Below are 14,300 nucleotides of genomic sequence, written 5' to 3' on the forward strand. Positions count from 1 at the left end.
ATGGAAAGGCGCGCCATCCCCGAACGATGCCGGACATGACGCGCCTCCCGCGTACCCGAAGGGCTATGCCCCTCGAATCTCGTTCAGATCAGCGGCAGCGCAGGCTTCCGCGGTCGATCTCGCGGCCGATGACTGCGCCAACGGCCCCGCCGAGGATCGCGCCAAGCGTGCGGTCCCCGCGGCCGGCAAGCTCATGCCCTGCCAACGCGCCGACGCCGGCACCGATCACGAGACCGGTCGTGCCGTTGTCGCGGCGGCAATAGTAGCGCCCATCGCGCCCGCGCCACATGTAGCTATCGCGCGATATGCGGCGCGGTTCGACATAGTAGCCGCGGCTGTCGTAGATCGCGCGGTCCTTGGCGCGCTTACCGTGGGCAGGCGCCCAGGGCGGCGGGTCCGCAGCAGCGGGGGCGGCGGTTCCGAGGCCGGTCAGGGCCATGGTGCCGGCGGCAATCGAGAGAGCGAGTTTCTTCATTGTTCTTGCCTCAAATATCAGTGCTTCGGCTCATCAATCGGCGAGGTGGAGACGGGGTCCACAACCTCCGATGAACGAGCGGCGTTAAGGCGCGATTAGCGATAAACCGAACGGTCCGATGCGACGAACGGTTACTCCCCCAGCCTGCTTTTCGCCTTGTCCCGCATGGCGGCGCTCAACACCTCTAGTGCCGCGATGGAGCGCAGTTCCGACGGGTTCATGGGCAATGCCGGATCATAGATGGCGGCGAAGACCCGCGCCACGGTCCAGTCCCCCGGTCCTTCCTCCACCAGCTCAAGCGGTTCGCCCGCCCGGGCCACTCCTTCCTCGATCACCCTGTAGTACCAACCGCAGCAGTGCGTTCGCAGGATCCGCTTCACCATGCCCTTGCGGTCGAAGCGGTGCTCGATCTTCCAGCACGGCTGGCGTGGCTGGCTGACCTCGAGCAGGGTTGTGCCGAGCCGGAAGCGGTCGCCGATGCGGACATTGCTTTCGGCAAGGCCGGTGCTCATCAGATTCTCGCCAAACGCTGCGGGGCCGCGCAGCAGCGAATGGCCGCCGAGCCACTCGTCCCAGCTCGGGTAATGGTCAGTGGCGTAGTGGTGCACCGCCATGTCCGGACCGCCGTGATGCTTGCCATCGGCGACCATATCGCCTTCGATTCCGAAGCTGCGGATACCGGCCCGGCCATCCAGCGGCCGCTTGTCGATCGCGCTCAGCTCCGCACCGTTGAAGGGGCGGGGCAGGCCGACGCAGATCGCAGTCGCGATCACGCTCACAGCGCGAGCGGCCTTTCAGCAGGATCGGAAACATGGACCGCATGGACCACTGTCCTGGCGGGAAAAAACCAGCCACGCGCAAAGCGGCGAGTTCTCGCGGGTTCAGGCTGTAATGTGGCGGTCATGGCGGTGTTTGAGCATAGCCTGCTGGAGTAGGAAAGGTGCCTTGCGGTGCGGGTCAGCCTGCAGGCCGTTGCACGGTCAGCGCCATCCAGTCGCGTTGCGTGCCGTCCGCTCCCTTGCCGGCATAGATGTCCGTTGCGACGATGCCGAACCCGGCCGCGCGATAGGCATGCTCCAGCCAGCCGGGATCGGGAAAATTGTGCAGCCGGCCGAGCAGGTCGCGACCTTCGCCATCGCCGAGCTTGAAGCTGGCATAATGCCATCCTCCCGGAACCAGGGCGCGATGGATGGCAGCGAGCACGGACGGCAGGTCGCTTCGCGCAACATGCAGCAGGCACGCATGCGCCCAGACGGCATCATATTCGGATACAGAGTCGAGCTCGTCGAAGCGAAGCAGGCGCGCGCCGACATCGAAACGCTCGTTTGCCTTGCGGACCATTGCGGGCGTGCCGTCGGTCGCATCAAGGTCGAACCCGCGCTCGACAATCCGGGCCGAGTCCCGCCCGCCGCCACATCCCAATTCGAGAATGTGTGCACTTTCTCCAAGTCGATCGAGAAAAGCATCGAGATGGCGGCTCGGCGCTTGGCCGAAGCCCAATGTATAGCGAGGCGCGTTCTTTTCGTAGAACGCTATCGTCGCCGGGTCGCTCATTCCGATGGTGGCTCTCGATAGACCGGCGCAACATCGCGCAGCATCTTGCCCTGTGCGTACCGGAAGACCGTCAGGATCAGCACCATCGTTACGAAGAAGTCTGCGAAAGTGCTGTAGAAGAGCCAGAAATCGGTGGAGCCGTAGAACGCGACAACCAGGTTTAGACCCGCCATGATCGCGCCCAGCACGCCCATGCCAATGCCGAGTCGCGCGGCATCTATGTCGCGATAGGGCAGATAGCGCTTCAGCCGGACTGCGAGCCGGTTTCCGCCGGCTACACCGTCGAAAAAGAACAGCGAGGCGCTAACGAGTCCGACGACCGACGAGCGATATTTCACCGCATCGTCGGACTGGAAAACCAACGCGAGGCCTGCTGAAAGCAACAGCAAGGCTATGCCGAATAGCGCTAGCCCTCCGAGCAAATCGATCTTGGTCAACCGCTGTGCCACCAATAAGGCGACGCCGACCGCAGCCCCGACCAGCGCAGCGGTGGTGAGATCGGTCAGCTTGGCAACGACGAAAAAGAGCAGGCCGAGCAGAATGTCGACCGCCAGCGGAATGCGATTGCGCTTGAAGGCGCCGAAATCGATGTGGGAGTTGTGTTCGCCCGCGTCGTCCTTGAAGCCCTGCGACAGTGCGTCACCGACCGTTCCGTTGGCATGGCTCTCCACCATATCCCGATATTTCGCGGGATATGCGATGGTTTTGCCTGGGTGGCTTTCGTGGATGAGTTCCCCGTCGCGCCGGACCGCGATGCCGACGTTTACGGAACTGATATAGCCGGCTTCGACCTCTATCAGCGAACCGTCGGGAAGCGGAGCGGACAAGCGATGATTGCGCACGGCATCGGGGCCGATTGCGGGCGTCGCATCCATCGAAACGACCTTGCCATCGAGGCTTAGTTCCGAGAACAGGCCATCGCTGCGCGAGCGGAGCGTCACCAGACCGGTGGTGGAACCGATCCGAAAGCGGCGCCGATAGCGCCAGATCGTCACCCCTGCCATGGCCTTACGCTTCGATCGCTTCGGCCGCTTCCCGGTCCCGCTGGGCGCGGCTCTTTTTCTCCGCTGACGTCTTCAGCTGGCCGCAGGCCGCGTCGATATCGCGCCCGCGCGGGGTGCGCACGGGGGCCGAGATCCCGCCTTCGAACACGATGTCGGAGAACCGCTTGACCCGCTCGGGCGTGGAAGTGTCGTAGGCAGCGCCGGGCCAGGGGTTGAAGGGGATCAGATTTACCTTGGCAGGCAGCTTGTACTGCTTGAGCAGCCGCACAAGTTCGCGCGCATGCTCGTCGGTATCGTTCTTGTCCTTCAACATCACATATTCGAAGGTGATGCGCCGGGCGTTGCTGGCGCCGGGATAATCGGCGCAGGCCTGCAACAATTCCTCGATGCCGTATTTCTTGTTCAGCGGCACGATCTCGTCGCGAATTTCCTTGGTAACCGCGTGGAGGGAAACCGCGAGATTGACGCCGATCTCCTGTCCGCAGCGATCCATCATCGGCACGACGCCGCTGGTCGACAGGGTGATCCGGCGCTTGGAGAGGGCGAGGCCATCACCGTCCATAACCAGCTTCAGCGCGCCCTTCACATTTTCGAAATTGTAGAGCGGTTCGCCCATGCCCATCATCACGATGTTGGTCAGCAGGCGTCCGTCGGAGGTATAGTGGCCCTCGTCTTCGGCTTCGTCCAAACCGGCCATCGAGCCCTTGGGCCATTCGCCCAGCGCATCGCGGGCCAGCATGACCTGGCCGACGATCTCGCCCGGCGTCAGATTGCGCACCAGCTTCATCGTGCCGGTGTGGCAGAAGCGGCAGTTGAGCGTGCAGCCGACCTGGCTCGACACGCAGAGCGTTCCGCGGTCCGCATCGGGGATGAAGACCATTTCGAATTCATGTCCGTCGGCGGTCTTGAGCAGCCATTTGCGCGTGCCGTCGGTCGAATGCTGCGCCTCGACCACTTCGGGGCGACCGATCACGAAGCGTTCCGTCAGCCACGGGCGCATGGTCTTGGCGATATCGGTCATCGCCTCGAAATCGGTGACGCCACGGTGATAGAGCCAGTGAAACACCTGCTTCGCGCGTAGCTTGGCCTGTTTCGGATCGAGGCCCGCCTCGGCGAACAGCTCACGAATGCGGTCCTTTGGGAGTCCGATGAGGTCTACGCGGCCATCTTCGCGCGGCGTGATGTCACGCGCGACGGGAACCGGGTCCACTTGCCCGGGGATGCTCATCAGGGTCGTATCGGCCATGGGAACGGCGCATATAGGGCGCTTGCGGGCTTTTGGCCAGCCCGCAAGGGGCGTTCCAATCGCCTCCACCGCCATCGGGTTCCCACCGCTCGTCGCAAATGGAAATGAGAATTTCGCGATCGGCATTCCGTCTTCACCGCTGCACGGTTCGGCGTAATAATGTGTCGCTATTGCAACACTTTCATGTTGTGGGAGGTTAATGAAACCATAGGCCTCGACGCCCCGTTTCATCGGTCCACGCCGCCAAAAAGAGCGGTGCTGAACGAAACGGAGTATAACAATGAAAAAGACAGTCGCACTTTTCGCCGCCGCCTCGATGGCGGCAATCGCCGCCCCGGCAGTCGCCCAGGAAGCCGGTGACGGCACCTTTACCGGCCCGCGCGCCGAAGTTCTCGTCGGCTACGATATCAGCAAGGCTGGCAGCACCATCGACGATGATGTGAACGAAGACAACGACCAGTCGATCGACGGCGTGAACTACGGCATCGGGCTCGGTTATGATTTCAACGCTGGCGGGGTCGTCCTCGGCCTTGAAGGTGAACTGACCGATTCGACCGCGGACGTCGAATTCGACGGTGCGGATGGCGAATTCTTCGGCCTCGGCAACGTCAATGCCGGTCGTGACCTCTATGTCGGCGCACGCGCCGGCGTGCTCGCCAATCCGGACCTGCTGCTTTATGTGAAGGGCGGCTACACCAATGCGCGCTACAACGTGAACAGCTCGTTCGACGGCGACGAATATCGCGCCAAGATCGACACCGACGGTTTCCGTCTCGGTGCCGGTGCGGAATACGCGCTGAACACCAACACCTACGCCAAGCTCGAATATCGCTATTCGAACTACAGCGAAGCGGAACTGGATTTCGAAGGCGAGCAGCCCGACCTGGACCTGGGCGAGACCGATCTCGACCGTCACCAGGTCATGCTTGGCTTCGGCTATCGCTTCTAAGCGAGCTTGCAGGACAACCACGGGGCCGGTGGCGCCTTGCGCTGCCGGCCCTTTATCTTGTCAGCGGCGGGCGCAGCCGAGCGTGGCGGCGTCCATGGCCGTCGCGGCGCCGGCCAGCGCGTAGCTGTCGGAAAAGCGCCTGCCGCGACTGTCTGTACCGCGGATGGTCATACGCGTTGCCGTCCGCATGGCGGCCACGATCGCCGCGTCCATAGTGCGGTTCTGCGCCCAGGCGTCTGCACCGCCACCGGTGAGATCGAACCGCTGCGACCCGATCCGCAGCTGCAGCGATGGACGCTCCGCCAGCATGCGCGAGAGGCGGAAATGGACCTGTCCGCGCACCTGCCGGCCTGGCCAGGTGCCAATCGTGGCAAAACCATCGTGGTCGCGCGCGCGCCGGTTCGGCTCGGGCTTTGCGATGGCGTAACAGCGCGGGACCGACGGGTCGCGAAAGGCCCCCCAGTTGGAAAAGACGCCGAGGCTGTCCTTGGCCGCGAGCGGAGCGGCCAGGACACCCGCAAGAAGAGCGATGGCTCTAAGCATAGTCTATCGCCGTCACTTCCCATTCCTTGATCCCGCCGGGCAACCTGACGGTCCGCAAATCCCCGACGGCGGCTCCCTTCAGGGCCCGGGCGAGGGGGGAGGACCAGCCGATCCGCCCGGCTGAAGCGTCCTGTTCGTCATCCCCGACCAGCGTCACCGCCGTTTCCCTGTCATCCTCGTCGGCCAGGGTCACCGTCGCACCGAAGAAGGCGCGCGACTTGTCGGGCTGGTCGGAGGGCTCGATCACCCGCGCATGCTTCATGCGGCGCGCAAGATGGGCGAGCTCGCGGTCGATCTCGCGCATGCGCTTGCGCCCGTAGAGGTAATCGCCATTCTCGCTCCGGTCGCCATTGCCGGCGGCCCAGCTCACGATCTCGACAATCTGCGGCCGCTCGGTGCCGAGAAGATGATCGTAGCGCGCCTTGAGCGCGGCATAGCCTCCCGGCGTGATCGGGTTGCCCGGAACGGATTTCTGCGTGGCCATAGCGGCCCGCACCTAGCGCATTCTATCGCGGCAGGTAACTGGCGATGTCGCGCTGGCGTGCGGTCGACTTGTCGGGATGCATGTTGGCATAAGCCACGGCATTGCCGATGACACGCATGACGTAATAGCGCGTCTCGAAGTTCGCCGGGATCTGTTCGATCCAGGTCACCCAGTCGACAGCGCCGGTGCGCGGGTCGCCATTCAGGCGCAGCCATTCGTTCACCCGGCCGGGACCTGCGTTGTAAGCCGCGATGGCCAGCGGGTAGGCGCCATTGTACCGGTCCATGAGGCGCGCGAAGTGCGCATCGCCGAGGCGAATGTTATAGCTCGGACTTTCCGTAAGGTTGGCCGACATGTAGGCGACACCGATCTTGCCCGCTTCCTCGCGCGCGGTCCCGGGCATAAGCTGCATCATCCCGCGCGCGCCGGCGTGGCTGACGCGGTTGCGGTCGAATTCGCTTTCCTGGCGGGCAATCGCGTGAACCATCGTCCAGTTAGCCCCGCTATGCGTGTCGACTGTCGGGAAGCCGATGCGTTCGTAACCCTTGAGGCCATGTTCCCCCGCGACGAGGCCGGCAACAACTGCCATTTCTTCCAGCCCGGTTTCGCGGGCAAGCTCGCCAAGGAGAGCCATCTCGGCCGGCGTGTCAGCCTTGTCGGCGATGGCTTCGAAGAAAGCGCGCTCCGTGCGCCAGTCCTGGCGGTTGCGCGACAGCGTGCGGATCGCCTGCGTCAGGGGATCATTGTAGAAAGCCGCGCGCTCGTCAGCTGTGGCCTGTGGCTGGGGTAGAGCGGCGAAGCTCGGTACCGGGCGGCCCAATTCCTTCAGGGCCAGCTGGCCGTAATACCATTCCGGATACTCTGCTGCGAGTTCCCAATAGCGCTGGGCCTCTGCCCGGTCACCAGCGCGCGAGGCAGCGCGCCCGGCCCAGTAAAAGCCCTTGGAGCGTGTCAGCGGCGTCTTGGCCGCCGTGCCGTAACGATAGAATAGCGGCGCGGCGCGATTGCCGTCGCCCATCGACCAGAGCGCCTTAGTACCGCCGAGCCACATCAGATCGGTGTATTTGTCGCGCAGCGTGAAGGAGCCGTCGGAAATGTCAGCGCCAGGCGCGAACACATCGTCTATCTTCGACGCGATCGCCACGGCCTGCGACGGCGCGCCAGCGCTTTTCGCCACGGCCAGCGCTTCGGTCACGAATTGCGCACCATCGAAGGCGGGCGCAGCGAAATTCGCGCGATTGCCGAGCAGATTGACCGCCTGCAGCGGCTGGCCCGAACTGCGATAGTGGCGGGTCAGATTGTAGACGTAACCTGCATCGCTCATCGCGTCCTGCGGCACGGGAATGCCCGATGCCGCCGGGTTCGACCCGCCGAGCAGCGCCAGCCGGGCTTGCGCCATCTGGCGATAGGCAGGCGAGACGCGCACGATATGCCGCGATGCCGCTTCGAGATTGCCCTGCCACAGCAACGCATCCATGCGCGCATCGTGGTCCTCTGGCGCGAAACGACTGCCGAACAGCCCAACGAGATACAGTTCCGCCGGCCCGCTCATCGTGCCGTTGCGCCACGCTTCGCGCGCCACATCGAACGCTTCCGAGCGGTTCATCGAGGCAAGCGCGAGAGCATAACGCGCGCGTCCGCTGTTGGTCAGCGGCGCATGGCGATCGAAGAAGGACACCAGCGCCTGCGGCGAGGCCGCTTCATTGTCGAGCGCGTTTTCCGCGCGACGCTGCAGCAAGTCCTGCTTGGGAAAGTCCGAGTAGCTGTTGATGAAATTCGCATAGGAGGCGAAGGATAGATCGTCGCGCTTCGTCAGATATTCCCACTGCGCGATCACCGCATCCATCCGCGCAGGCTGCTGCGCCACCATATTGCCGCGCAGATCCTCCTGCGCCTGAGCCGTTGTCGGCATGACGAATGCCGCGCTGGCAAGAAGGATCGACGAAAGTGCTGTTTTGTTGCCCATGCTGGACATAGTGGCTGCTGCCTCCTTATCAGGCGCTGAATGAAAAACCCCGCGGCGCGATGAACATCGCGCTTCTTCATCTAATCAATGCAGGACCAGCGTAAATGTTCTCAGGCTCGATTCCGGCTCTGGCGACTCCTTTCCGCGACGGATCGTTCGACGAGGCGGCATTCCGTCGACTGGTCGACTGGCAGATCGACAATGGCAGCAAGGCGCTGGTGCCCTGCGGCACGACCGGCGAGGCCTCGACGATATCGAATGCGGAGCATCACCGCGTCGTCGAAGTGTGCATCGAACAGGCTGCCGGTCGCGTACCGGTGATTGCCGGCTGCGGCAGCAACGATACGCGCAATGCGCTGCTGCACATGAACTTCGCGAAAAAGGCCGGCGCCGCCGCCGGCCTGTGCGTCGCACCCTATTACAACCGCCCCAGCCAGGCAGGCCTGATCGCGCATTTCAGCTTCCTTGCCGAGAACAGCGACTTGCCGATCGTGCTGTACAACGTGCCGAGCCGGACGGTGACCGATATCGAGGACGAGACCGTAGTCGAGCTCGTCACGAAATACCCCGAGCGGATCATAGCCATCAAGGATGCCAGCGGCGACCTGTCGCGCGTAGCCGACCATCGCATGGGGATCGGCCATGATTTCTGCCAGCTATCGGGCAATGACGAATTGTGGCTCCCGCACTCCGCCGCGGGCGGGGCCGGGTGCATTTCGGTGACGGCCAATGTCGCCCCCGCGCTGTGCGCCGAATTCCACGAAGCGATCGCGGCGGCCGACCTCATCACCGCACGCCGCCTCAACGACCGGCTGTTCCCGCTGCATTATGCCATGTTCTCCGACGCCAGCCCCGCGCCGGTGAAATATGCCCTCAGCAGGGTCCACGACTGGTTTTCCGAAGACGTGCGCCTGCCGCTCTGCAATGCAAGCGAAGCCAGCCGCAAGGCGGTCGACGAGGCGCTGGAAATTGCCGGGCTAATCTAGCCAAGTCTTTCCTTTCGCTTTTACCACCCCTACATGCGCCCACCCTATGGCCCGTCCCAAACCCGCAACTTTCGACAAGCAGAAGACCGTCGCCGACAATCGGCGCGTGCGGTTCGACTATCATGTCGAGGAGACGTTCGAAGCGGGGCTTGCCTTGCAGGGGACCGAGGTGAAGGCGCTGCGCGCGGGCGAGGCAAGCATCAAGGAAAGCTATGCCGAGGTGCGCGACGGGCAGGTCTGGTTGATCAATGCCAACATTCCCGAATACAGCCACGGCAACCGGCTGAACCACGAGCCGCGGCGACCGCGCAAGCTGCTGCTGCATGCGCGCGAGATCGAGAAGCTGTTCGGCGCGGTCGAGCGCAAGGGCATGACGCTGGTCCCGCTGTCGATCTATTTCAACTCGACCGGGCGCGCGAAGGTGGAGCTGGCGCTGGCCAAGGGCAAGCAGGCGCATGACAAGCGCCAGACGATCAAGGACCGCGACTGGCAGCGCGACAAGGCGCGCCTGATGCGCGAGCGTGGGTAGGGGCTGTCATCCGGGCGTCGCACCCTGTCCATTGCGCATTCATGGCGACACGCTAGAGCGCACCACCTTGCACTCGCACCCCTGCACGCGCATCTTCACATTGTGGCCATGACGAACCCGAAGTCCAAGACCTTCCTGGCGGACCTGATCCGCAAGTACATGCCCACGCGCGAGCAGCTTGCCGCGAACAAGTATCTCAAGCCTATCGCTCACCGGTTCCTGACCCCGGAATTATGGCGCTTCACCCGTCGCAGCGTGCCGCGTGGTGTCGCGCTGGGTATCTTTGCGGGCTTTATCATCCCGGTGGGGCAGATTTTCCTCGCCGCCTTCATGGCCCTGCCTGCACGGGCAAACGTGCCCCTGTCGGCACTCGTCACCTTCATCACCAATCCCTTCACCTTCCCGTTCTGGGCCGTGCTCGCCAACCGGGTCGGCTCCTTCATTTTGAGGGCGGATGTGCACGTGACCGGAGGGGCAGCGCAGGAGGAGATGGCGAGTGGACGCTGGTCGTGGTTCCTCGAGATGTTCGAGGGGGTCGGGGTGACAGTGCTGGTCACGGTCTTCGGTTTCGTGGTGCTTGCCGTCGTCGGCTCGGCGCTCGGCTATGTGGTGGCGAGTCTCGTCTGGCGTAACATGGTCGCCACGAAGCGGCGGCGGCGCCTCAGGATTATGGAGCGGCGGCTCGACGAGCGCCTGGCGGAGCGCAAGAAGTGATTCCTGCAGAGGATACGACGATCGCCCGCCTTCCACCGCTCCCGCTGATCGTGGGGGTGGTCTCGGCTACCATCGTGTCGATCGGGCTGGTCTGGATCGTGGGCGAGCAATCGGTTGTCGCAATGGCTTACGGCGGGGCGCTGGTCGCCCTGTTGCTGATGCTTCTGCTCGCCGCGCGCCTGCGTAGCGGCCCGGTCGAAAGCGAAGCGGGCGTGCCGGACTGGTCGGTCACGGCCGCCGCCGTCGAGGATAGCGGAAAGGCAGTCGCGATAACCGATCGTGCCAACCGCCTGATCTGTGCCAATTCGGCCTATGAAGAGTGGTTTGGCGGCGCACTGCCGCCCAATGAGATCGAGTTCGCCGCCAAATCGGGCGAGCGGCTCGGCATGGCGGCACGCGAGGCCTGGCGCGACGGCGGCTCGCGGGTCGATCTGCTCAGCATCGACGGGGCCGACAAGCGATTCCGGCTCAAGGTCGAGCGCGCCGGACGGGGCGAGGATTTTCTCGTCTGGCGGTTCTCCGAAATCGTTGCCGAGCGCAGCTATGATGGGCTTGCCGAACGAGTCGAGGGACCATTCGGCGAGGTCATGTCGCGTGCCGGGCTCGAACTCGCGATGGTTGCGCCCGACGGCATCGTTCAGGCGGCGACCGCGGGTCTCGCCGAACGGGCGACGGGCGATGCCAGGCGCTCGCTCGTCGGCATGGAATTCGTGCAGCTTTTGCGGTCCGACGATCGCGACCGGATATTCTTCGCGCGCGAGGGCCAGCAGGGCTCGCCGCAGACGCTGGTTCATGTCCCGCTCGAGCTACCCAGCGGGGCGCGGAGCAAGGATGCAGATCAGGCGCCCTCGCTGATGCTGCTGATCGACCGGACGGTCGGCATCGGTGGCGGCTGGGAGGGTAGCGGCAAGGCCGCGATCCCGCAGCTCGAGGCGCTGTTGTCGGCCCTGCCACTGGGCCTCGCGCTGACCGATCGCGACGGACGCTTCCTGTTTGCCAATGCGGCCTTCCTTCGCGCTGTCGAACGCGACGGCAAGGGTCTCCCGCAATTCCCGTCCGATCTCGTCGTGCGCGAAGACAAGGCGGCCATCGCCGATACGGTTCGGCGCTTCGCCAAGGGTGCCAGCACCAGCGGCGACATGGCGGTGCATCTTGCCAGCAATCGCGAGGAACCGGTCTCGATCGGTCTCGCCGGCATTCGCGGCATGGGCGATGCCGCCGTCCTCTTGTCGATCACCGACTCGACCGAGGAAAAGCGCCTGCGTCGCCAGGTTGCGCAGGCGACCAAGATGCAGGCGGTCGGCCAGCTGGCGGGCGGCGTGGCGCATGACTTCAACAACGTGCTGACCGCCATCATCGGCTATTGCGACCTCATGCTCCTGCGCCACACGCCGGGCGACAGCGATTACGATGATATCCAGCAAATCAAGGCGAACTCCAACCGCGCGGCCAGCCTGACCCGCCAGTTGCTCGCTTTCAGCCGTCAGCAGACGCTGCGCCCGGTGGTGCTGCAATTGCCCGACGTGGTGAGCGAGGTCAGCCAGTTGCTCAAGCGCCTGATGGGCGACAAGATCGAATTCGTCGTGCGTCACGACCGCGAGCTTGGCCCGGTTCGGGCCGACCCGCAGCAACTCGAACAGGTCATCATCAATCTTGCTGTGAACGCGCGCGATGCGATGCAGGCGCATGCCGAAAAGTCGGGCAAGCAGGACTGGCAGGGCCGCCTGACGCTGGCCACCCGGCGCGTTTCGGCGCGCGACGTGCGCAAGATGGGCAGCGATATCATGCCGGCGGATGATTACACCGTGCTTATCGTGCAGGATACGGGTGGGGGCATTCCGCCCGAACTGATCAGCAAGATCTTCGAGCCCTTTTTCACCACCAAGGAACAGGGCAAGGGCACGGGTCTTGGGCTCTCCACCGTCTATGGCATCGTGAAGCAGTCGAACGGCTTCATTTTCGCCGACAATGTGCGCGGCCCGGACGGACAGACCGCCGGCGCGCGCTTCACGATCTACCTCCCCGTGCACAAGGGCGAACTGCCGATTGCCATGCGCCGCGACGAAGAGGCGGAGGCGCGCGCGAGCCAGTGGTCGGGCGGCGGCAAGCTGCTGCTGGTAGAAGACGAGGACATGGTTCGCGCCGTGGCGGAACGCGCGCTCGCCCGCGCAGGCTATACCGTCACCACCGCATCCGATGGGGAAGAAGGGCTCGCCGCAGTGGCGAACGGGTCGGAAAATTTCGACCTGATCGTTTCCGACGTGGTGATGCCGGCGATGGACGGGCCAGCCATGGCGCGTGCCATCCGCAAGGTAAGGCCGAAGGTGCCGATCCTCTTCATGTCCGGCTATGCCGAGGAACAGCTGCGCAACGATATCGACATCGACAACATGTTCTTCATCGCCAAGCCGTTCAGCGTACAGCAGATCAATGCCAAGGTGGCCGAGGTCCTCGCCGATCAGAACCGCGACTGATCCGCGAGCGGGCCGAGCGCGGGTATGGGAAAAAAAGTTTCGTTCCCTACTTGTTCTTGCGGAACAAAGCAGATACATACCGTGGCAGTTGAAGAGTCGGAGGGCGGCTCTTTGCAAGCGCAGGAGGTGATGTCATGGCGGCCAATCTGAAGCTGGTAGAAGGAAAGCAAGTGGACGCAGACCGTCAGAAGGCACTCGATGCCGCGCTCTCTCAGATCGATCGTGCTTTCGGCAAGGGCTCGGCGATGAAGCTGGGCTCGAAGGAAACGATGAATGTCGAAGCGATTTCGACCGGCTCGCTCGGTCTCGACATCGCACTGGGTATTGGCGGCCTGCCGAAGGGCCGCGTGATCGAGGTTTACGGCCCGGAAAGTTCGGGCAAGACGACGCTGGCGCTGCATGTCATCGCCGAAGCGCAGAAGGCCGGCGGCACGGCCGCCTTCGTCGATGCGGAACACGCGCTCGATCCGGTCTATGCCAAGAAGCTGGGCGTCGACATCGACGAGCTGATCGTATCGCAGCCCGACACGGGCGAACAGGCACTTGAGATCACCGACACGCTGGTGCGCTCCAATGCGATCGACGTGCTCGTAGTCGACTCCGTCGCGGCACTCGTTCCGCGGGCCGAGATCGAGGGCGAGATGGGCGACAGCCACGTTGGTCTGCAGGCCCGGCTGATGTCGCAATCGCTGCGCAAGCTGACCGGTTCGATCAACCGCTCGAAATGCATGGTGATCTTCATCAACCAGCTGCGCATGAAGATCGGCGTGATGTACGGCAATCCCGAGACGACGACCGGCGGCAATGCGCTCAAGTTCTATGCTTCGGTCCGCCTCGACATCCGTCGCACCGGCCAGATCAAGGACCGTGACGAGGTGATCGGCAACGCGACCCGCGTGAAGGTGGTCAAGAACAAGGTCGCCCCCCCGTTCAAGCAGGTCGAATTCGACATCATGTATGGCGAGGGCATTTCGAAGATCGGGGAGATCCTCGATCTGGGCGTAAAGGCCGGCGTGGTCGAGAAGTCGGGTAGCTGGTTCAGCTACGACAGCGTCCGCATCGGCCAGGGCCGCGAGAACGCCAAGACCTTCCTGAAGGAAAATCCCGAGATGTGCGCCAAGTTGGAAGCCGCGATCCGCGGCCGCACCGACGAGGTGGCCGAGGAGATGATGACCGGTCCGGACGCGGACGAGGACTGATTCCCCTCAAGCGGGAGCGCGCCGCCCATTCCCCCGGGCGAGCGTTCCAGCCGGACTGTCCCCCGGTGCTCCCGAACGAACGGAAAGCCGGTGCGCGCCTTTTGATGGCCGCACCGGCTTTTCCGTATCCGGCATGTCTGATGTGGCGGGCGCCGACCGCCTCGCCTAGGGTCGCCC

At 63.9% G+C, this 14,300-nt stretch carries 14 protein-coding genes; 6 read left to right on the plus strand and 8 right to left on the minus strand.

Annotation, left to right across the window (positions count from 1 at the left end; genetic code table 11):
• Window positions 1–88 precede the first annotated feature (88 nt).
• The 5 genes from P8Q88_RS03530 to rlmN all read right to left on the minus strand — a co-directional run bounded on the left by P8Q88_RS03530 (window position 89) and on the right by rlmN (window position 4,279).
• Window positions 89–475, minus strand: a complete 387-nt coding sequence (locus tag P8Q88_RS03530) for a glycine zipper 2TM domain-containing protein (RefSeq protein ID WP_278322439.1) — start codon at window positions 473–475, stop codon at window positions 89–91.
• Between the two features lie 131 nt (window positions 476–606).
• Complete coding sequence (locus P8Q88_RS03535) at window positions 607–1,254, minus strand: MOSC domain-containing protein (RefSeq protein ID WP_278322440.1); 648 nt, start codon at window positions 1,252–1,254, stop codon at window positions 607–609.
• Window positions 1,255–1,432: 178 nt separating this feature from the next.
• Window positions 1,433–2,029, minus strand: coding sequence for a class I SAM-dependent DNA methyltransferase (locus P8Q88_RS03540; protein ID WP_278322441.1), 597 nt, complete (start codon window positions 2,027–2,029; stop codon window positions 1,433–1,435).
• On the minus strand, window positions 2,026–3,033 hold the full coding sequence (locus P8Q88_RS03545; RefSeq protein WP_278322442.1) for a septation protein IspZ: 1,008 nt from the start codon (window positions 3,031–3,033) through the stop codon (window positions 2,026–2,028). Before P8Q88_RS03545 ends, P8Q88_RS03540 begins: the two co-directional genes overlap by 4 nt.
• A 4-nt stretch (window positions 3,034–3,037) precedes the next feature.
• Complete coding sequence (gene rlmN / locus P8Q88_RS03550) at window positions 3,038–4,279, minus strand: dual-specificity RNA methyltransferase RlmN (protein ID WP_278322443.1); 1,242 nt, start codon at window positions 4,277–4,279, stop codon at window positions 3,038–3,040.
• 280 nt (window positions 4,280–4,559) lie between these two features.
• On the opposite strand from rlmN, the gene P8Q88_RS03555 reads away from it, so the two are divergent.
• Window positions 4,560–5,228, plus strand: a complete 669-nt coding sequence (locus tag P8Q88_RS03555; protein ID WP_278322444.1) for an outer membrane protein — start codon at window positions 4,560–4,562, stop codon at window positions 5,226–5,228.
• Between the two features lie 60 nt (window positions 5,229–5,288).
• Here the strand turns inward: P8Q88_RS03555 and P8Q88_RS03560 are convergent, their stop codons facing one another.
• Genes P8Q88_RS03560 through P8Q88_RS03570 form a run of 3 tightly spaced genes read right to left on the minus strand, consistent with a single transcriptional unit; the run spans window position 5,289 to window position 8,221 of the window.
• Window positions 5,289–5,771, minus strand: coding sequence for an invasion associated locus B family protein (locus P8Q88_RS03560; protein WP_278322445.1), 483 nt, complete (start codon window positions 5,769–5,771; stop codon window positions 5,289–5,291).
• Window positions 5,764–6,255 carry a GreA/GreB family elongation factor gene (locus P8Q88_RS03565; protein ID WP_278322446.1) on the minus strand — a complete coding sequence of 164 codons (492 nt, stop codon included), beginning with the start codon at window positions 6,253–6,255 and terminating at the stop codon, window positions 5,764–5,766. The genes P8Q88_RS03560 and P8Q88_RS03565 overlap by 8 nt, the downstream gene beginning before the upstream one ends.
• 22 nt (window positions 6,256–6,277) lie before the next feature.
• A complete protein-coding gene (locus tag P8Q88_RS03570; RefSeq protein ID WP_278322447.1) occupies window positions 6,278–8,221 on the minus strand; it encodes a lytic transglycosylase domain-containing protein in 1,944 nt (647 codons plus the stop codon).
• A gap of 104 nt (window positions 8,222–8,325) precedes the next feature.
• On the opposite strand from P8Q88_RS03570, the gene dapA reads away from it, so the two are divergent.
• The 5 genes from dapA (at window position 8,326) to recA (ending at window position 14,123) form a co-directional block, all read left to right on the plus strand.
• Window positions 8,326–9,207, plus strand: coding sequence for a 4-hydroxy-tetrahydrodipicolinate synthase (dapA, locus tag P8Q88_RS03575; RefSeq protein WP_278322448.1), 882 nt, complete (start codon window positions 8,326–8,328; stop codon window positions 9,205–9,207).
• 46 nt (window positions 9,208–9,253) lie between these two features.
• Window positions 9,254–9,736: an SsrA-binding protein SmpB gene (smpB, locus tag P8Q88_RS03580; RefSeq protein WP_278322449.1), complete on the plus strand. Its 483-nt coding sequence runs from the start codon at window positions 9,254–9,256 to the stop codon at window positions 9,734–9,736.
• Window positions 9,737–9,844: 108 nt separating this feature from the next.
• A complete protein-coding gene (locus P8Q88_RS03585) occupies window positions 9,845–10,450 on the plus strand; it encodes a DUF2062 domain-containing protein (protein ID WP_278322450.1) in 606 nt (201 codons plus the stop codon).
• Entirely contained in the window at window positions 10,447–12,924 is a 2,478-nt protein-coding gene (locus tag P8Q88_RS03590; protein ID WP_278322451.1) for a hybrid sensor histidine kinase/response regulator, read from the plus strand. The genes P8Q88_RS03585 and P8Q88_RS03590 overlap by 4 nt, the downstream gene beginning before the upstream one ends.
• Window positions 12,925–13,058: 134 nt before the next feature.
• A complete protein-coding gene (recA, locus tag P8Q88_RS03595) occupies window positions 13,059–14,123 on the plus strand; it encodes a recombinase RecA (RefSeq protein ID WP_278322452.1) in 1,065 nt (354 codons plus the stop codon).
• Window positions 14,124–14,300 lie beyond the last annotated feature (177 nt).

Source organism: Qipengyuania marincola, assembly GCF_029688625.1.
Taxonomy (GTDB): Bacteria; Pseudomonadota; Alphaproteobacteria; order Sphingomonadales; family Sphingomonadaceae; genus Qipengyuania.